This window comes from Microbacterium sp., assembly GCF_035687345.1.
In the GTDB taxonomy this organism is placed as follows: domain Bacteria; phylum Actinomycetota; class Actinomycetes; order Actinomycetales; family Microbacteriaceae; genus Microbacterium.
On the sequence record NZ_DASRXZ010000031.1, the window covers coordinates 1 to 17681 of the forward strand.

At 69.4% G+C, this 17681-nt stretch carries 17 protein-coding genes and 1 tRNA gene; 10 read left to right on the plus strand and 8 right to left on the minus strand.

What is annotated here, in order from left to right:
* Both VFF97_RS03895 and VFF97_RS03900 read right to left on the minus strand, forming a co-directional pair.
* Positions 1-782: ABC transporter ATP-binding protein (locus VFF97_RS03895; RefSeq protein WP_325032185.1), on the minus strand; the 782-nt coding region annotated here is incomplete at its 3' end.
* Between the two features lie 19 nt (positions 783-801).
* Positions 802-2004, minus strand: coding sequence for a substrate-binding domain-containing protein (locus VFF97_RS03900; RefSeq protein ID WP_325032186.1), 1203 nt, complete (start codon positions 2002-2004; stop codon positions 802-804).
* A 190-nt stretch (positions 2005-2194) separates the two neighbouring features.
* On the opposite strand from VFF97_RS03900, the gene VFF97_RS03905 reads away from it, so the two are divergent.
* The 3 genes from VFF97_RS03905 (at position 2195) to VFF97_RS03915 (ending at position 4130) form a co-directional block, all read left to right on the plus strand.
* A complete protein-coding gene (locus VFF97_RS03905; RefSeq protein ID WP_325032187.1) occupies positions 2195-2626 on the plus strand; it encodes a MarR family winged helix-turn-helix transcriptional regulator in 432 nt (143 codons plus the stop codon).
* Positions 2623-3849 carry an MFS transporter gene (locus tag VFF97_RS03910; RefSeq protein WP_325032188.1) on the plus strand — a complete coding sequence of 409 codons (1227 nt, stop codon included), beginning with the start codon at positions 2623-2625 and terminating at the stop codon, positions 3847-3849. The genes VFF97_RS03905 and VFF97_RS03910 overlap by 4 nt, the downstream gene beginning before the upstream one ends.
* Before the next feature lie 77 nt (positions 3850-3926).
* Entirely contained in the window at positions 3927-4130 is a 204-nt protein-coding gene (locus VFF97_RS03915) for a hypothetical protein (protein ID WP_325032189.1), read from the plus strand.
* Positions 4131-4349: 219 nt separating this feature from the next.
* On the opposite strand, the gene VFF97_RS03920 is transcribed toward VFF97_RS03915, so the two are convergent.
* Positions 4350-4425, minus strand: a tRNA-Lys gene (locus VFF97_RS03920).
* A 93-nt stretch (positions 4426-4518) separates the two neighbouring features.
* Between VFF97_RS03920 and VFF97_RS03925 the strand changes: the two genes are divergently transcribed.
* The gene (locus VFF97_RS03925; protein ID WP_325032190.1) at positions 4519-5373 is read left to right on the plus strand and encodes an inositol monophosphatase family protein; all 855 of its coding nucleotides are present in this window, start codon (positions 4519-4521) and stop codon (positions 5371-5373) included.
* Positions 5370-5957, plus strand: coding sequence for a hypothetical protein (locus VFF97_RS03930; RefSeq protein WP_325032191.1), 588 nt, complete (start codon positions 5370-5372; stop codon positions 5955-5957). Before VFF97_RS03925 ends, VFF97_RS03930 begins: the two co-directional genes overlap by 4 nt.
* Positions 5958-5988: 31 nt before the next feature.
* Here the strand turns inward: VFF97_RS03930 and VFF97_RS03935 are convergent, their stop codons facing one another.
* Genes VFF97_RS03935 through VFF97_RS03945 form a run of 3 tightly spaced genes read right to left on the minus strand, consistent with a single transcriptional unit; the run spans position 5989 to position 9468 of the window.
* Positions 5989-6183 (minus strand): hypothetical protein, encoded by a 195-nt coding sequence (locus VFF97_RS03935; protein ID WP_325032192.1) that lies wholly within the window; start codon positions 6181-6183, stop codon positions 5989-5991.
* A gap of 52 nt (positions 6184-6235) precedes the next feature.
* The gene (locus tag VFF97_RS03940) at positions 6236-6748 is read right to left on the minus strand and encodes a hypothetical protein (protein WP_325032193.1); all 513 of its coding nucleotides are present in this window, start codon (positions 6746-6748) and stop codon (positions 6236-6238) included.
* Entirely contained in the window at positions 6745-9468 is a 2724-nt protein-coding gene (locus VFF97_RS03945) for a cation-translocating P-type ATPase (RefSeq protein ID WP_325032194.1), read from the minus strand. The genes VFF97_RS03940 and VFF97_RS03945 overlap by 4 nt, the downstream gene beginning before the upstream one ends.
* A 127-nt stretch (positions 9469-9595) precedes the next feature.
* On the opposite strand from VFF97_RS03945, the gene VFF97_RS03950 reads away from it, so the two are divergent.
* Positions 9596-11482, plus strand: coding sequence for a glycoside hydrolase family 15 protein (locus tag VFF97_RS03950; protein WP_325032195.1), 1887 nt, complete (start codon positions 9596-9598; stop codon positions 11480-11482).
* A gap of 21 nt (positions 11483-11503) precedes the next feature.
* On the opposite strand, the gene VFF97_RS03955 is transcribed toward VFF97_RS03950, so the two are convergent.
* Positions 11504-12067: an XRE family transcriptional regulator gene (locus VFF97_RS03955; protein WP_325032196.1), complete on the minus strand. Its 564-nt coding sequence runs from the start codon at positions 12065-12067 to the stop codon at positions 11504-11506.
* Between the two features lie 70 nt (positions 12068-12137).
* Here VFF97_RS03955 and VFF97_RS03960 point away from each other — a divergent pair, with 70 nt between their 5' ends.
* The 4 genes from VFF97_RS03960 to VFF97_RS03975 all read left to right on the plus strand — a co-directional run bounded on the left by VFF97_RS03960 (position 12138) and on the right by VFF97_RS03975 (position 16618).
* The gene (locus VFF97_RS03960; protein WP_325032197.1) at positions 12138-13073 is read left to right on the plus strand and encodes an NAD(P)/FAD-dependent oxidoreductase; all 936 of its coding nucleotides are present in this window, start codon (positions 12138-12140) and stop codon (positions 13071-13073) included.
* A 236-nt stretch (positions 13074-13309) separates the two neighbouring features.
* Complete coding sequence (locus tag VFF97_RS03965) at positions 13310-14647, plus strand: quaternary amine ABC transporter ATP-binding protein (protein ID WP_414684220.1); 1338 nt, start codon at positions 13310-13312, stop codon at positions 14645-14647.
* Complete coding sequence (locus tag VFF97_RS03970; RefSeq protein ID WP_325032199.1) at positions 14647-15621, plus strand: proline/glycine betaine ABC transporter permease; 975 nt, start codon at positions 14647-14649, stop codon at positions 15619-15621. The genes VFF97_RS03965 and VFF97_RS03970 overlap by 1 nt, the downstream gene beginning before the upstream one ends.
* Positions 15622-15706: 85 nt before the next feature.
* Entirely contained in the window at positions 15707-16618 is a 912-nt protein-coding gene (locus VFF97_RS03975) for a glycine betaine ABC transporter substrate-binding protein (protein WP_325032200.1), read from the plus strand.
* Between the two features lie 63 nt (positions 16619-16681).
* On the opposite strand, the gene VFF97_RS03980 is transcribed toward VFF97_RS03975, so the two are convergent.
* The gene (locus VFF97_RS03980; protein WP_325032201.1) at positions 16682-17206 is read right to left on the minus strand and encodes a putative glycolipid-binding domain-containing protein; all 525 of its coding nucleotides are present in this window, start codon (positions 17204-17206) and stop codon (positions 16682-16684) included.
* Positions 17207-17681: the final 475 nt, after the last annotated feature.

Genomic DNA, 17681 nt, shown 5'->3' on the forward strand with positions numbered 1-17681 from the left:
GACTGCACGAGCGGGTCGGCCATGATGCGCTGCGGGGTGTCGTACGCGATGATGCTCCCCGAGTACATGACGGCGACCTTCTCGACGAGCCCCATGAGCACGTCGATGTGGTGCTCGACCATGAGGACGGTGCATCCGGTCTCGCGATGCAGCGCCCGGATGTTCTCGACCAGTCCGTCGACGTCGCCCGAGCCGACTCCCGCCATCGGCTCGTCCAGCAGCACGATGCTCGCGTCGGTCGCCAGCAGCACGGCGATCTCGAGCTTGCGCTTGTCGCCGTGCGAGATGTCGCCGGCGGGGGTGTCGAGCTTGTGCGAGAGTCCGACGGCTTCGAGCTTCTCGAGGGCCGTGAGGGTCGCCGCATCCGTCTTCGTGGGAAAGCGGAAGAGGGACGTCGCGCCGCCCAGCGCGACCTGTGCGGCCAACCGCACGTTCTCGAGCACGCTCAGCCGCGGGAAGAGGCTCGAGGTCTGGAAGGTGCGCCCCAGTCCCGCCCGCGCCCTCGCGGGCACGGACGTGTGGGTGATGTCTTCGCCGTCCATCCGGATGCGACCGACTGTCGGTGACACGAGCCCCGACACCACGTTGAAGAGTGTGGTCTTGCCGGCGCCGTTCGGCCCGATGACGCCCACGAGCGAGCCCGCGGGAACGTCGAGGTCGACGTCTTTCAGGATGGTCGCTCCGCCGATCTGCAGGCCGATGCCCTCGATCGAGAGTGCGGAGCCGCGGCGCGCGCCCGTTTCGGGTTCGGGCGCAGGCGCGGACGGGACAGGGGTGCTCATCTTCTCGGGACTCCGGAGGTCACTTCGCCTCGGCCGGAGCGACGGCGTCGGCGTCGGCCGTGTCGACGAGCTCGGGCACGAACGTGTCGCCGTCGGCGACGAGCTTCGCCTGGTACATCTCCTGGATGAGGGCGTGGTCGCCCGCGCGGACCGTCGTGGTGCCCTTCGGGCCTTCGAACTCGAAGCCCTCCAGCGCCGCGATCATCGCGTCGACATCGCCCTTGCCCTCCTTGATCGCCTGGACGATCATGAGCGCCGCGTTGAATCCGTCGGGGCTGAACAGGTCGACCGTGCCGCCCGCGCCCTCGATGAGCTCGACCATCGCATCGTTGACGTCGTTGTCGGGCGCTCCTGCGAAGTAGTGGTTGAGGAAGTTGATCTTCTCCGATGCCTCGCCGTACGCGCCGAACGTGGCGGCGTCGCCGAGGCCCGTGACGACCGGGATCTCGTCGAGCACGCCCTGCTGGCTCATCGCCTGCCACATCGCGCCCGAGGTTGCGCCGGCCCACGCGACGAACACGAGGTCGGGAGCACCCGCGAGCACCTGCTGCGCGAACGGCGTGAACTCGGTCACGTCCTCCGCGACGAGCACGGGAGTCACGGTCGCGCCCTGCGCGCCGAGGATCGCCTCGACGGCGGCCACGTTGCCCTGGCCGAACGCGTTGTCCTGCGCGAACACCGCGATGGTCTTGCCCTCGATGTCGTCGAGGAACGTACCGGCGGTCGCGACGTCCTGCGCGCTCTGGCGGCCCGAGCGGAACGTGTACTCGTTGATGCCCGTGATCGCGTCGGTCGCGGCGGGGCCCGAGATGTAGAGCACCTTGTTCTGGGCGGCCTGTTCGGCGAGCGCGAGCGCGACGCCCGAGGAGGCGGTGCCGGCGATGATGTTGACGCCCGCGCCGATGAGCTCCTTGGCGGCGGTGACGGCCTTGTCGGGGTCGCCCGCGTCGTCGCGGTACTCGACCTCGATCGCGATGCCGTCGACCTCGTTCGTGCCGTCGGTCGCGTACTCGAGACCGGCCTTGAAGCCCTCGAGGTACTGCGCGCCGTAGCCCGCGAGCGGACCGGTCTCGCTCGTGACGATGCCGACCGTGACCGCGGTGGGGCCCTCGCCGCCGTCGCCCGCGTCGCCGCCCGGGGACGCCTGCGGCGCACACGCCGCCAGCACGAGAGCGGATGCCACGACCGCGGCACCCAGGATGGACTTCTTCGTAACGCGCATGTGCGTGCCTTGCCTTTCGCCGTTGGAAGGGGACTCTCTTCACCTGGACCGGGGGCCGGTGCGGGCATCCGATCTTTATGAAAGGTGATTCAGGTATTTGGAATGTAGCACGCACAGCGCGGCGGTCAAGTCGACGGGCATGATTCCAGCAATGCATACCCTTGTTATATATCTATGTTATGTTCCTTGGGTGGCTCGACGGAACGATCTCGAACGACTGCTGATCGCCGTTCACTCGCTCGCCCGCATCGCGGCGTCCGAGACCGGCAGCACGACCCCGCAGGCACAATGGCGCACCCTCTCCCTGCTCGAGAACCGGGGCGCGATGCGCCTCGGCGAGCTCGCGGCGGCGAGCCGTGTGACCCAGCCCGGCATGACTCGACTCGTCGGTCAGATGGCCGACGCGGGGCTCGTGGAGCGCAGCGCCGACCCCGACGACTCGAGGGCCGTCGTGGTAGCCGCAACCGAGAAGGGGCTCGCGGAGCTCGCGGACTGGCGTACGCGCCTCGCCGAGGTCCTGACGCCCTGGTTCGACGACCTCGACGACGACGAGTGGGCCGCCCTGCACACGACGGCGTCGATCCTCGAAGCCCGCACGCGCGCGAAGGAGGCCGCCCGGTGAGCACCGCTCCACGAACCACGGTGTGGCGTCAGCCGGCGCAGGTCTGGGCCGTCGCCTTCGCGTGCGTCGTCGCATTCATGGGCATCGGCCTCGTCGACCCGATCCTTCCCGCGATCGCAGACTCCCTCGATGCCAGCCCCGTCCAGACCGAACTCCTGTTCACGAGCTACCTCGTCGTGACCGGCATCGCGATGCTCGTGACCAGCTGGATCTCCAGCCGCATCGGCTCCAAGGCGACCCTCCTCATCGGCCTCGCGCTGATCGTGGCGTTCTCGCTCTTCAGCGCGCTGAGCGGCAGCGTCGACGCGATCATCGCGTTCCGCGCCGGGTGGGGCCTCGGCAACGCCCTGTTCATCTCCACGGCTCTCGCTGCGATCGTGGGCGCCGCGAGCGGCGGCAGCGGGGCCGCGATCGTGCTCTACGAGGCCGCACTCGGCCTCGGCATCGCCGTCGGCCCTCTCCTCGGCGGTCTCCTCGGCGAGTGGACCTGGCGGGCTCCGTTCTTCGGCGTCGTCGTGCTCATGGCCATCGCGTTCGTGGCCGTGCTCGTGCTTCTGCGCGGTCCTTCCGAACGTCGTGCGCCGGTCCCGCTCTCGGCGCCGTTCCGCGCGCTGCGTGTACCTGCGCTCGCGGTGCTCGCGATCACGGCACTGTTCTACAACATCGGCTTCTTCGTGCTGCTCGCCTTCTCGCCCTTCCCGCTGGGCTTCGGGGCGATGGGCATCGGGCTGACGTTCTTCGGGTGGGGCGTCGGTCTCGCGGTGACCAGCGTGTGGCTCGCTCCGATCCTCGTCCGCCGCATGGCGCGCACGACGATCATGCTCATCACGCTTCCGCTTCTCGCGCTCGACCTCGTCGCCGCCGCGCTCGTGGTCTCGAACGCGGCGGGGCTTGTCGCCTGCATCATCGTCGGCGGGCTGCTGCTCGGCGTGATGAACACGGTGCTGACCGAGTCGGTCATGGAAGCGACGGAGCTGCCGCGCGCTGTCGCCTCGTCCGCCTATTCGGCCGTTCGGTTCCTCGGCGGGGCCGCCGCGCCCCCGCTCGCCGCGCTGCTGTGGCACCTGTACGGCCCCGCCGTTCCGTACGCCTTCGCCGCCGCCTCGATGCTCATCGCGACCGCGACCCTCCTGATCGGGCGCCGAGCTCTCGCGGCCGTCGACGGACGCGAACCGGATGCCGAGGTCGAGGGATCCGCGGTGCTCCTCGGCGACGCGGCATGACGACGACGGATCGCGTCAACCCCATCGACGGACCCCGGTCTGCACCCGCAGGCTGGGGTCCGTCGAGAGGAGCTCCGATGAGCGATACCGAGAAGAACCTTCCCGAGGGCGTCATCGACGCCGACCCCGCGGGCGGGTGGGACGAGACGGGTGACCGTGAGGCGATGGAGCGGAACGCCGCGGCCGCGGGCGACATCGAATCGGCGGATGCGACGCAGGGCGCGGACCCGGACCTCGCGACCGACGACCAGGTCGACGAGCAGGACGACGCCGGCGCGTGACGGTCGCCGCCCGGCGCGGACGGCGGGCCGGCTGGCGCCTCAGTCGCCCGTGCCGGACGAAGCCTCAGCGGCGGCCCGGGCGCCGACGGCCGCGCCATAGAGGACGAGCCCGAGCATCGCGATGCATCCGGAGAAGCACGATCCGCACCGCCGTCATGTCGTCCACCGTCGCGATGGTAGTCGACCGATCAACACGGGTGCGGACCTGAGAAGAAGAGATGGTCCGCCCCCAGGGACTTGAACCCTGAACCCACTGATTAAGAGTCAGTTGCTCTGCCGATTGAGCTAGAGGCGGATGTTTCGCACGCGGCGAACCGAGGGTCAACACTACCATCACGATTGTGTCACCGTGAAATCGGCCAGGTCGTGCGACGCTTATCCTATCCGTGTGACTTCCCCCGCCACCCCGCCTTCTGCCTTCGCGGCCGCCGGGGGGTCCTGGCAGGCCGATCTCGACCTCGCACTGCGCCTCGCCGATGCGGCGGATGCGGCATCCGTCGCCCGCTTCGACGCGGCCGACCTCGAGATCAGCGTCAAGGCCGACGCGACCCACGTCACGGAGGCCGACCTCGCCACCGAGCGCGCGATCCGATCGCTGCTCGAGCAGGAGCGTCCCGAAGACGGGATCTTCGGCGAGGAGTTCGGCGTCACGGGCGGCACCGACCGGCAGTGGATCATCGATCCGATCGACGGCACCGCGAACTACCTGCGCGGCATCCCGATGTGGTCCACGCTCATCGCGCTCGCGGTCGACGGCGTGCCGCACGTGGGCGTCGTGAGCCAGCCCGCGATCGGCCGGCGCTGGTGGGCGGCATCCGGTCTCGGCGCGTGGACGAACACGCCCGGCGGCGAGGCGCGCCGCATCTCGGTGTCGACGGTGGACTCGCTCGACGAGGCGAGCGTGAGCTTCCAGAGCATCGGCCAGTGGCGCGACGCCGGCCAGCTCGACGCGCTCGAGCGGCTCACGTCGTCGGTATGGCGCGATCGCGGCTACGGCGACGCGTGGCCGTACATGCTGCTGGCCGAGGGCCGCCTCGAGCTCGTCGCCGAGTTCGACGTCAAGGAGTACGACCTCGCCGCCCTCGTGCCCATCGTCACCGAAGCCGGTGGCCGCTTCACGGCCTTCGACGGCAACCCGTCGATCTCCCGCCGTTCGTCGCTCGCGACGAACGGGGTCCTGCACCAGACGTTCCTCGACCTCCTTCACTCCCCCGTCCCCGTCCCCCCGGAGAACGACCGATGAACCGCCAGCTCCCCCGCCTCGGCGCCGCTCTCGTGATCGCCTCAGCCGCCCTCCTCGTGTCGGCGTGCGGATCCGCCGAGCCGGATGCCGCACCCACCCCCGACACCAGCGAGACGTCGCCGGCGCCCGAGCCCACCCAGCCCGAGCAGACGCCCGAGCCCGCTCCGGCCGGCGAGGAAGCCGACCCGACGTGCGAGACGATCATCGATGAGACGACGGTCGCGGACTTCGAGTCGATCGGCTGGACGTCGCGGGCCGATCCGTTCTACATCGGCTCGCACGAGGTGCCCGACGGGCTCGTGTGCGTGTGGGCGGACTTCGACGCTCCCGCGAGCGACCACCTGCAGATGTTCGGATGGGCTCGCGTCGATGACGCGCTCGCGCGCACCGCGCAGGACGAGCTCATCGCGCAGGGCTGGATCCGCGAGCAGGCGTCAGAAGGCGTCTACATCACCGAGAACCCGCAGACGACGATCGCGACCGACGCGCAGGGCTACGGCATGACCTACCTGTTCGCGGACGGCACCGTGAAGCTCGCCGACACGAAGCAGGGCCTGCTGCTCGTCACGTGGCCGAAGGGCTGATCACTCGGCACGCGGATGCCGCGGCATCCGGTCACGCCTGTTCGTCCTCTTCGGGCTCGAACGTCGACTTCTCGCCCGTGTAACCGGCGGCGACGCCGTCGGGCTCTGCGGGGATCGTCCCCTCCTCGCCGAGGCCGCCCGGTTCGGGCGTGCCGCCCGTGGCGCTCGTCGTGTCTCGCTGGTCTTCCTGACCGTCGCGCGGGCGGTCGTTCTCGTGCGTGTCCATCTGCGCACGCTAGGTCGCCTCGCCGACTCGATCACACCCCCTTGACACGGCGCTAGTGGGTCACGACGGCCTTCAGGAGGACCAGCACACCGCCGAACGACGCCGTGATGAGAGCGCCGATGAGACGTGCGGTCCAGTGCGTGCTCCAGCGCGCGACGGCCCACCAGCCGAGCGCTCCCAGGATGATCGTGTTGGCGATGAGGGCCAGCCAGATCGCACGATGATCGTCGAACACTCCGAGCGTGCCGAGCAGCAGGATCGTGAGCGGGACGATGCTCACGAACAGCAGACCGAAGGTCTGGCGCGCCGCCGACCCGACACTGGCACGGATGCCCGATCTCCCGCCCGACGCGGCGAGACGCGCGAGCGCGCCGGCGAACACGTGCGCGGCGAAGAACACGATCACGGTGAGCGCGACTGTGACGAGCGCGTTGAGCGCCGTGCCCGCGTTGGTGCCGCTGATGACGAGCATGCCCGAGACGAGGATGAGCCCGTAGACCGCCTCCTCGGTCATGAGGATGCGCGAGACGGGGGTTGCGACCTCGAGGCCGTCGTCGTCGCTCATCGCGCGGGCACCGCCCTCGCGTGGGTGCGGCGGCGCGCACGGGCGCGACGGATCCACTTCTCGAGTTCGATGATCACGGGGACGATGAGCGCGAGGCCGAGCACGAGCAGCCACTGGCGGCCGTCGAGGCTCGTCGTGCCGACGAGGTTCTGCAGGAAGCCGAGCTCGACCGTGGCGATCGTCAGGATGAGCGGGATCGACAGCCACTTGACCGCCGCGAGGATAGGCGGCTCGAGGCCCGACTCGGGATCGCGCCGCGTGACGAGGCCCGCGAAGATCGAGCCCAGCGCGGCGACCGCGAATGTCATCGTGACGGGGACGTTCGGCTCGGTCGAACTCGCCCGGTCGGCGAAGAGCAGCAGCGGCAGCAGTGCCGTGACGAAGATCAGCAGGCCGTAGAAGAGCCATTGCGCGACGGCTGCCGGGTTCGCGATCGTCTTCTTCGGGTCGCGCGGCGGTTGCTGCATGATCCCCTCCGGGGCGGGGTCGACCATGATCACGATGACCGGGAAGATCGTGATGAAGAAGTTCAGGAAGAGCACCATGATCGGCGTGAGCGGCACGCCGTCGTTGATGTCGAAGAGGCTCGCGACGAGGAACAGCAGCACGAGCGAGAACAGCAGCGCCATCTGGTAGCGCACGTAGCTCACGATCTTGTCGTAGATCGCACGGCCGAGCCGCACGGCGGTGACGAGCGTGCCGAAGTTGTCGTCGACGAGGATCATCTTCCCCGCCTGCTTCGTGACGTCGCTGCCCGAACCCATCGCGACGCCGATGTCGGCCTGTTTGAGCGCCGCCGCGTCGTTGACCGCGTCACCCGTCATCGCGACGACGGCGCCCTGTTCCTGCATGAGCCGCGCGAGGCGCAGCTTGTCTTCGGGCGTCACACGGCCGAAGACGTGCAGGTTCGGCAGGGCTGCCTTCAGCTCGTCGTCGCTCATCGCCTGGATGTCGGCTCCGCTCGCGGCGCCCTCCGCGAGGCCGAGCTTCTCGCCGATCGCGGCCGCTGTGATCGAGTGGTCGCCCGTGATCATGCGCACCTCGATGCCGGCCTCGCGCGCGATGCGCACCGCCTCCTTCGACGACGGGCGCAGGGGATCGATGATCCCGACGAGCCCGACGAAGGTGAGGTCGTGGACGGCGGACATCGGATCGGCCGGCACGGGCGTCCCCTGCGGGAACCGCCTCACGGCGAACGCCAGCACGCGCAGTCCCTGCTCCGAGAGCTTGCGGTTGGCGGCGAGGATCTCGTCACGCCGTGACGCGATGTCGACCGGGCCATCGGGCGTGAGGGCGTGGGCGCAGCGCTCGAGCACGACATCCGGCCCGCCCTTGACGATCGCGATGAGCCGCGTGCCGGCGCCGTTCGGGATCTCGTGGAACGTCGCCATGAACTTGTACGCCGAGTCGAACGGCACCTCGGCCGCGCGCGGGAAGCGCGCGCGGGTGATCTCGGCGTCGGCGCCCATCTTGGCGGCGAGCACGACGAGCGCGGCTTCGGTCGGGTCGCCGATGACGTCGCCCTCGTCCGACACCGTCGCGTCGCTGCACAGGGTGAGGCCGAGGGCGAGGTTCGTGAAGTCGGGCATCGCCCCGCCCGCGACGCCGCGGATCTCGCCGGACTTCTCGTATCCGGTGCCGCCGACCGAGAACCACTCCCCCGCGTAGTACAGGGACTCGACCGTCATCTCGTTCATCGTGAGCGTGCCGGTCTTGTCGGAGTTGATCGCGCTCGTCGCGCCGAGCGTCTCGACATCGGTGAGGTTCTTCACGATCGCGTTGTGCTCGGCGAGTTCGCGCGAGCCGTGCGAGAGCATCGCCTGCACGAACGACGGCATGCCCGTCGGGATGGCGGAGATCGCCATCGAGATGCCGAGCACGAGGACCGAGGCGATCTCCTGCCCCCGCAGGAGCCCCGCGATGACGATGATCGCGACCGCGCCCCACGCGATCCAGCCGAGCACGACGGTGAGCGAGTCGAGCTCGCGCTGCAGCGGGGACTTCGCGGGCTTGACCGCCGACAGCATCGACGCGATCCGACCCATCTGCGTGGTCATCCCGGTGTCGGTGATGACGACCGTCGCAGTCCCCCGCGTGACCTGCGTGTTCTGGAAGACCATGTTGGCGCGGTCGCCGAGCGTCGTCTCGGGGTCGTCGAGCGTGCCCGCATCCTTCGCGATCGGCGTGCTCTCGCCGGTGAGCGCGGACTCCTGCGTCTCGAGCGTCGCGGAGCGCAGGATGCGCGCATCCGCCGGCACCATGTCGCCCGCCTCGAGCGCGACGATGTCACCGGGCACGAGACTCGTCGCATCGACCTGCTGGAGCACACCGTCGCGGACGACCTTCGCCTTCGGCGCCTGCATCTTCGCGAGCGCGTCGACGGATGCCTTCGCCTTCAGCTCCTGGCGCGCTCCGAGCACGACGTTGAGCACGACGAGTGCGCCGACGAGGATCCCCACGCTCGTCTGGTCGATGAACAGGCTCACGATCGCGACGGCGACGAGCATGATGTTCATCGGATCGGCGAGCTGCCGGAGGGCGACCTGCCACACCGACGGCGCGGGCTCCGCGGCGATCGAGTTCGGCCCGTACGTCGCGAGCCGCTGCTCGGCCTCGGCGGTCGTCAGTCCGCGCTCGCGATCGGTCCCCATCGCCGCGACGACGGCATCCGCGTCCTGGGTGAACCAGGGCTGCGCGGGCGTGCTCTGCACTGTGCTCATGGCTCGAACGATACTGCCCTTTCGCGCGCTCCATCAGGAGATCCATCGCGCCGGATCACCCTGTCGGTATGACCTTCGCGGGCCGTCCTCGCGTACTGTCGGACTCGTCGGAGCGAGGAGGTCTTACGTGGCGCAGGACTACCCGAACATCGCGGACCATGGGCTCATCGGCGATCTGCAGACAGCGGCGCTCGTCGACGTGAACGGCACGATCGACTGGTTCTGCCTTCCCCGGTTCGATTCGCCGAGTGTCTTCGGGTCTCTGCTCGATGCGGAGAAGGGCGGACGCTTCAGCGTGCGGCCTCTCGTCGACGACTACGTCACGCGACAGCTCTACCTGCCCGACACCGCGATCCTCATCACGCGGTTCATGAGCGAGGCGGGGGTCGGCGAGCTCATCGACTTCATGCCCGTGATCGAGGGCGAGGCGACGGACCGCCATCGGCTCGTGCGGATGGTCCGCGTGGTGCGGGGGGAGATGACCTTCCAGGCCGACATCCAGCCGCGCTTCGACTACGGGCGGACTCCTCACGAGATCCATCCCGTGCCCGAGTCGGGGGTCATGTTCACGACCCCCGATCTGTCGCTCACGCTCCACCGCGTCGGCCCTCCCGTGATCCACGGGTCGCAGCGGGCCGGGCGGATCGAGCTCATCGACGGCGGCATCCGCATCACCGGGACCCTCAAAGCCGGCGAGCTCACCGGCGTGATGCTCGAGTCGGGCGGCGTACCGCCGACACAGGTGAGCGAGGAGGAGATGATCGAGCTGTTCCACACGACGCGCCGGTTCTGGCGCGACTGGAACAACCGCTCGACCTACCGCGGGCGTTGGCGCGAGGTCGTCGCGCGGTCCGCGATGACGCTCAAGCTCATGACCTACGCGCCGACGGGCGCCCTCGTCGCCGCGCCCACGGCGGGGCTCCCCGAGCAGGTCGGCGGCGAGCGCAACTGGGACTACCGCTACACGTGGATCCGCGACGCGTCGTTCTCGGTGTACGCGCTCCTCGGACTCGGCTACACGGAAGAGGCCGAGGCGTTCGTGAAGTGGCTCATGGACCGCATCCGCGAAAGCGCCGGCACCGGATCCGGACCGCTCAAGATCATGTACCGCGTGGACGGCTCGTCAGACCTCGAGGAGGAGACTCTCCACCACCTCGCGGGCTACCGCGGGTCGACGCCGGTGCGCATCGGCAACGGCGCGGCCGACCAGCTGCAGCTCGACATCTATGGCGAGGCGATGGACTCGATCCACCTCGCCGACACGCACGGCCTGCAGCTCCCGCATGCGGGGTGGGTGCAGATCGCCGAGATGCTCGACTGGGTGTGCGACCACTGGAACACGCCCGAGGAGGGCATCTGGGAGACCCGTGGAGGCCGCAAGAAGTTCACGTACGGGCGCTTCATGTGCTGGGTGGCGCTGGATCGCGGCATCCGTCTCGCCCAGCTCCGCGGCCGCCCCGCCGACCTCGACCGGTGGATCCGCGAGCGCGACGCGATCTACGCCGAGATCATGGCGAGCGGCTGGCACGAGGGGCGCGGCGCGTTCGTGCAGCATGAGGGCTCCGACGTGCTCGACGCGTCGCTGCTCGTGATGCCGCTCATGGGGTTCGTCGCGCCCAACGACCCGATGTGGCTGTCGACGCTCGATGCGATGGACGACGAGCTCGTGTCGGACAGCCTCGTCTACCGGTACAACCCGGCCGCGGCCCCCGACGGTCTGCGCGGCTCGGAGGGCACGTTCACGCTGTGCTCGTTCTGGTACGTCGACGCGCTCGCGCGATCGGGCCGCCTCGACGAGGCTCAGCTCATCTTCGAGAAGATGCTCACGTACGCGAACCACCTCGGGCTCTTCGCCGAGGAGATCGGGCTCACCGGAGAGCAGCTCGGCAACTTCCCGCAGGCGTTCAGCCACCTCGCGCTCATCAACGCCGCGGTCAACCTCGACTACCAGCTCGACCACGGGTCGGGCGTCGTCGATCCGGTGCTGACGATCGGCCGCCGCCGCGGCCGGTGACGATGAGACGGATGCTGCGGCTCACGCCTCGCGCGAGTCGGCGTCGTGCGTGTGGATGCGCTCCCCCTCCGCGTTGAAGATGCTGATCACCTCGGCGGGGCGCGCGCCGACGGCGCTCATGGCGTGCGGCGTGCGCGTGTCGAACTCGGCCGCCTCCCCGCGGGCGAGCACGAGGTCCTGCTCGCCGAGCCGCAGGCGCAGGCGCCCGCTCAGCACGTAGACCCATTCGAACCCGTCGTGCGTCTTGAGGCTCGGAAGCTCCCGCACCGGCGGATACGTGATCTTGAACGTGCTCACGGGCGAGTCCTCGAGCGTGAGCGGCGCGATGACCATGCCGTTGCGACGGACCGCCGGCCGCCGGACGCGAGGATCGGCAGACTCGGGCCTGACGAGGTCGTCGATGCGGATGCCGAGCTGTCGGGTCACGGGGATCAGCAGCGCGAGCGTCGCCTGCCGCTTGCCCGACTCCAGTCGCGAGAGCGTGCTGACCGACATGCCCGACCGGCTCGCGACAGCCTCGAGCGTCAGACCCTTCGCGAGGCGCGCTTCCCTCAGGCGCGGCCCGACCCGGTCGAGTTCCTCCATCGCCGTCGCCCTTCTTGCTGTTTTCGCAAACGTGCTTGCCAACGCCTATCCTGCCATCCACGCTGGAGCCATGGAACAGTGGGATGCGATTGTGATCGGCGCCGGCGCGGCCGGCCTCAGTGCCGCGCAGATGCTCGGGAGGTCGCGCCGGCGCACGCTCGTCGTCGACGCCGGCGCGCCGCGCAACCGGTTCGCCGAGCACATGCACGGCGTGCTCGGGAAGGACGGCACTCCTCCACCCGACCTGCTCGCCCGCGGCCGCGCCGAGCTGGAGGTGTACGGGGTCGAGGCGCGCGCGGCATCCGTCGTCTCCGTCACCGAGAGGCCGACGAACGTCACCGTCGTCCTCGACGACGGAACGTCGCACACCGCCCGCGCGCTCATCGTCGCGACGGGCATCGCCGACGAACTGCCCGACCTCCCCGGCCTCGCCGAGCGGTGGGGCAGAAGCGTGCTGCACTGCCCCTTCTGCCACGGCTGGGAGGTGCGCGATCAGCGGCTCGGGGTGCTGCTGCTCTCGCCTCTGCAGCTGCACCAGGCGCAGCTCGTTCGGGCGCTGAGCGACGACGTCACCGTGTTCGCGGGGGCGCTCGGCGACCTGGACCCGGCCGTCGAGCAGCGCTGGCGGGCACGGGGCATCGCGATCGAGCGCGAGCCCGTCGTCGAGCTGCTCGGCGACGCGCCACACCTCACCGGCGTGCGACTTCGCGACGAGCGAACGGTTCCGCTCGACGCGATGTTCACGATGGGCGCTCCCCGGCCGCATGACGGGTTCCTCGCGGCCCTCGACCTGGACCGCGTCGAGACGCCGCACGGCGCGTTCCTCGCGGTCGATGCCGCCGGCCGCACGAGCTCCCGCCGCATCTGGGCCGCCGGGAACGTGGTGAACCCGATGGCGAACGTCCCGCAGTCGATGGGGGCCGGGGCTGCGGCGGGCGCGGCCGCGCACGGCGCCCTGGTGGAGGAGGACTTCGAGCTCGCGGCGGCGGCTTCGCTGCGGGCGTAAGGGGCGGGGTCTCGGCCCGCCGAGCGGGACCGAGGGTTTGCATCTGCTTGCGGATGCATGAGAGTGTCGGATGCGGCCCGAAAGGGCTTACCCGACCAGTCCGCGGCCGCTGGTGATTCCCGGGGAAGGGATCAGACCGGCGGGCGTACGGTCGGCGGTCTTTGCTCGGATCCGAAATCCGCAGCCGGAGCGCCGTTCCCGAACGAGCGCGAGTGATCGCCACCCGGGCGTTACCGATGCAGCCCCCTGCACCGGGCTGCCGAGGTTGCACAGTGACCGCTCCAGCAATCCGGGTCGAGCACGTCTACAAGGTGTTCGGCCGCCACCCCGAGAGAGTCGTCGAGCGCCTGCGCGCAGGCGCGACGCGCGCGGAGGTCGCCGATGCCGGCACCGCGGCGGTCATCGACGCGAGCTTCGACGTCCACCCCGGCGAGATCTTCGTCATCATGGGCCTGTCCGGCTCGGGCAAGTCGACCGTGATCCGCATGCTCAACGGTCTGCACGACGCCACGGCAGGGACGATCACGGTGCAGGGCGAGCCGATCACCGGCGTCGGCGCGAGCCGTCTGCGCAGCATCCGCCGCGACCGGATCGCGATGGTGTTCCAGCACTTCGCGCTGCTCCCCCATCGCACCGTCGCCGACAACGTCGCCTACCCGCTCGAGCTGCGCGGCGTCGCGAAGGACGCGCGTCGGGCGAAGGCCGAGGAGATCCTCGAGCTCGTCGGCCTCGGCGGGTGGGGCGACAAGCTCCCGTCGGCCCTGTCGGGCGGCATGCAGCAGCGGGTCGGCATCGCCCGCGCCCTCGCGGCCGACACCGACATCCTCCTGATGGACGAGGCGTTCAGCGCCCTGGACCCGCTCATCCGTCGCGAGATGCAGGAGCAGCTCCTCGAACTGCAGCAGAAGCTGCGCAAGACGATCGTGTTCATCACCCACGACCTCAATGAGGCCATGCTGCTCGGCGACCGGATCGCCGTCATGCGGGACGGCCGCATCGTTCAGGTCGGCACGCCGGAGGACATCCTCACCGACCCCGCGAACGACTACGTGGAGCAGTTCGTGCAGGACGTCGACCGCGCCCGCGTGCTCACCGCGGCGAACGTGATGGAGCGCCCGCGCCCCGTCGTCTCCGAGACCGCCGGACCGCGCACGGCCCTGCGCCAGATGCGCGACAGCTACACCTCGGCTGCGTACGTGGTGGGGCGCGATCGGACGCTCATCGGGATGATCACGGATCGCGACGCGGTCAAGCTCGCACGCTCCGGTGAGGTGTCGATGGCACCGGTGCTTCGTCCCGTGCCGCAGAGCGTGCGACAGGACGAGATCCTCATGAACCTGTTCGTGCCGGCCGTCGAGTCGCCCCTCCCCCTCGCCGTGACCGACGACGACGGGCATCTCGTCGGGGTGATCCCGCGCGTCACTCTCCTCGCGGCGCTCGGACCCGGCCCCGGTGCGACGGAGGAGATCCCCGTCCAGCCGCAGCCGATCCCGGTCTCCGTGATCGACGAGGTGCTCGCCGGAGGCGAGACGCCGCCGGGATCCGGCCCGAGCGACCGAGAGGCGGTGCTTTGATGGACGGCTTCCGCATCCCTCTCGGCACGTGGGTCGAAGACGCCGTCGCGTGGCTGCGCGACAACCTCGACGCCCTGTTCGACGTCATCACGGTCGTCGTGCGCTTCCTCGTCAACGGCCTCACGGACGGGCTCCTCGCGATCCCGATCCCGCTCGCGATTCTGCTGTTCGCGCTCATCGGATGGGCGGTCCGCTCGTGGCAGATGGCGCTCGGCACCGCGCTCACGTTCACCCTCATCGTCGCGATGGACCTGTGGGAGGCGTCCATGCAGACGCTCTCGCTCGTCCTCATCGCGACGCTCGTCGCAGTGGCGATCGCCATCCCCCTCGGCATCTGGTCGGCGCGCAACGACACCGTGCGGGCGATCCTCAAGCCGGTGCTGGACTTCATGCAGACGATGCCGGGGTTCGTCTACCTGATCCCCGCGATCACGTTCTTCAGCATCGGGGTCGTGCCCGGTGTCGTCGCGACGGTGATCTTCGCGCTCCCGCCGGGCGTGCGTCTGACCGAGCTCGGCATCCGCGGAGTCGACGCGGAGACCGTCGAGGCGGGCAACGCGTTCGGCGCGAAGCCCGGTCAGATCCTGCGGGGCATCCAGCTGCCGCTCGCGATGCCGACGATCATGGCCGGCGTCAATCAGGTGATCATGCTCGCGCTGTCGATGGCGGTCCTCGCCGGCATCGTCGGTGCCGACGGCCTCGGAAAGCTGGTCGTGCAGTCGGTCTCGACCGCGCGACTCGCGATCGGCGTGGAAGCCGGGCTCGCGGTGGTGATCATCGCGGTCTACCTCGACCGCGTCACCGCCGCCCTCGGAACCCCGGCCGATCACCCCTCGTCCCTCATCGGGATCGCGGCTCGCCGACGCGCGGCCGCACGCACGGCGCAGCCGGCGGCCGCGCAGACGCGAGGGAATCAGACTCAGGCGAAGGAGAACGACGCTTCGTCCATGAGACAGCCGGTCAAGACCGGCTGACGGCCGCGCGCGGGAATCCGATCCGCGCCGCCACACCAAGAGAGAAACGAAACGAGTGAAGAACATGCGTGACCGAATGAATCACATGACGAAGCGAAACCTCACCGGCGTGCTCGCCCTCGGCGCCGCCGCGACGCTGGTGCTGACCGGCTGCGGCGCGAACGACGACGGCTCGGATGCCGCAGGCGGCGGCTCCGGCGAGAGCTGCGACACGATCACCCTCGGCTTCCTGCCGTCGTGGACGGACGGGCTGAGCACCGCCTACCTGCTGGAGAACCGGCTCGAGGCGCTCGGCTACGACGTCGAGATGGAGACCCTCACTGAGGCGGGCCCGCTCTACACGGGTCTCGCGCAGGGCGACGTCGACATCTACCCGTCCGCGTGGCCCGAGCTGACCCACGCGTCCTACATGGAGCAGTACGGCGACTCGATCGAAGACCTGGGCGCGTACTACGACAACGCGAAGCTCACGATCGCGGTACCCAGTTACGTCGACATCGACTCGATCGAAGACCTGGCAGGCAACGCCGACCGCTTCGGGGGCCGCATCGTCGGCATCGAGCCGGGCGCGGGTCTCACTGCCCAGACGCAGGACTCGATGATCCCCGCGTACGGCCTCGAGGACGAGTACGAGCTCATCACCTCCTCCACCGTCGCCATGACGACCGAGCTCTCCAACGCCATCGCCGCGCAGGAGGACATCGTCGTCACGTCGTGGCGTCCGTTCTGGGCGAACGACGCGTACGACCTGAAGGACCTCGAAGACCCGAAGGGCGCGATGGGCGAGCCAGAGTCGCTCCACTTCCTCGGCACCGAGGGCTTCTCGGAGCGCTGCGCCGAGGCCGCGGACCTCATCGGAGGCATCCGTCTCGACGACGCCGAGTACGGCACGCTCGAGGACCTCGTCGTGAACGAGTTCGGCGAGGGCCGCGAGGCCGAGGCCATCGAGGCGTGGCTCGAGCAGTACCCGGACGTCGTCCCCGTCGACGAGAGCTGACGGACTGACGAAGGGCCCGACCTCGCCGATCGGCGGGGCCGGGCCCTTTGCTGTCGCCGTCCGTCAGCCGTCGAGCCGGAGGAAGAGCCCCGGATACCGCACGACATAGCCCTCTTCGTCGACCGTGATGGTCCGCGTGAAGTCGGAGTCGCGCGACTCGTACAGGTACCGATCCATGCCGAGTCGCGTGTAGCGCTGCGGGTCGGGAACCACCTCGAGGTCGGGCACCGAGACGTAGGCGGTGACGATGTCGGCGTGCTGTCCGACCTCGAGCCTCAGCCGTCGGATGGGCAGGGTGTTGGTCAACGGTGAGGCGGAGATGTCCACTTCCTCGGCGTCGTCGAGATCCGGCCGTCGTCGGCCGTCCACTGCCCATGCATCCGGTCCGCGCCGAATCGACGTCGAACGCTCTCCGATCGACAGGTCGAGGCTTCGAAAGCGCCAGTCGGCATCGACGGACAGGACGTAGACGAGTTCGCCGAACGGTCCGAGTACCGTGCTCGCGAACCGGGTCGAGTCGAGGCTGCGGCTCACGACGCAGGTCTCCTCGCTCGGCTCGTCGACGCCGATCCATCGAAGTGTGGTCACGGCTCAATCATCGGGGACTGCGCGCCCCGATCGAGGGACGGACGACGCCGCCCCGGCAATCATCCCTGACGGCCGCGTGGCGCCAGCAATTTGCACTTTCTGCATATTGCTCTCGGGGTCGACTTCGCCCGCGCGAAAGATGTTGCGAATGTGGCGAGACACTCCCGATTGATCAACGCCGAAGAGCACCTCGATGTCAGCTTGCGATGCCCACACCGTCTCACGCTCCGTGCGCAGTTCAGGCTCACCACTCCATCCGTGGACTCGAAGACCTCGATCTCCGACGTCGTGCGCCTAGTTCATCACCCGACACGTACGGGTGGCCCATACCGGACTGAATCGGCCTGACTTTCGTTCCGTTCTTCAAGCAAGGATGGAACTCGATGAACAGGAAGTACTCGCCGGAGATGCGTGAGCGTGCGTTGCGGATGCTCGCGGAGGCGCGGCCGGAGCACCCGACGATGATGAGCGCGGT

Coding starts and splice junctions, on each gene's coding strand:
- VFF97_RS03960 (WP_325032197.1), top strand. CDS start 12,138: ATGGAACAGTGGGATGCGATTGTGATCGGCGCCGGCGCGGCCGGCCTC.
- VFF97_RS03970 (WP_325032199.1), top strand. CDS start 14,647: ATGGACGGCTTCCGCATCCCTCTCGGCACGTGGGTCGAAGACGCCGTC.
- VFF97_RS03940 (WP_325032193.1), bottom strand. CDS start 6,748: ATGAGCGACGACGACGGCCTCGAGGTCGCAACCCCCGTCTCGCGCATC.
- VFF97_RS03930 (WP_325032191.1), top strand. CDS start 5,370: ATGAACCGCCAGCTCCCCCGCCTCGGCGCCGCTCTCGTGATCGCCTCA.
- VFF97_RS03915 (WP_325032189.1), top strand. CDS start 3,927: ATGAGCGATACCGAGAAGAACCTTCCCGAGGGCGTCATCGACGCCGAC.
- VFF97_RS03975 (WP_325032200.1), top strand. CDS start 15,707: ATGACGAAGCGAAACCTCACCGGCGTGCTCGCCCTCGGCGCCGCCGCG.
- VFF97_RS03955 (WP_325032196.1), bottom strand. CDS start 12,067: ATGGAGGAACTCGACCGGGTCGGGCCGCGCCTGAGGGAAGCGCGCCTC.
- VFF97_RS03935 (WP_325032192.1), bottom strand. CDS start 6,183: ATGGACACGCACGAGAACGACCGCCCGCGCGACGGTCAGGAAGACCAG.
- VFF97_RS03900 (WP_325032186.1), bottom strand. CDS start 2,004: ATGCGCGTTACGAAGAAGTCCATCCTGGGTGCCGCGGTCGTGGCATCC.
- VFF97_RS03965 (WP_414684220.1), top strand. CDS start 13,310: ATGCAGCCCCCTGCACCGGGCTGCCGAGGTTGCACAGTGACCGCTCCA.
- VFF97_RS03945 (WP_325032194.1), bottom strand. CDS start 9,468: ATGAGCACAGTGCAGAGCACGCCCGCGCAGCCCTGGTTCACCCAGGAC.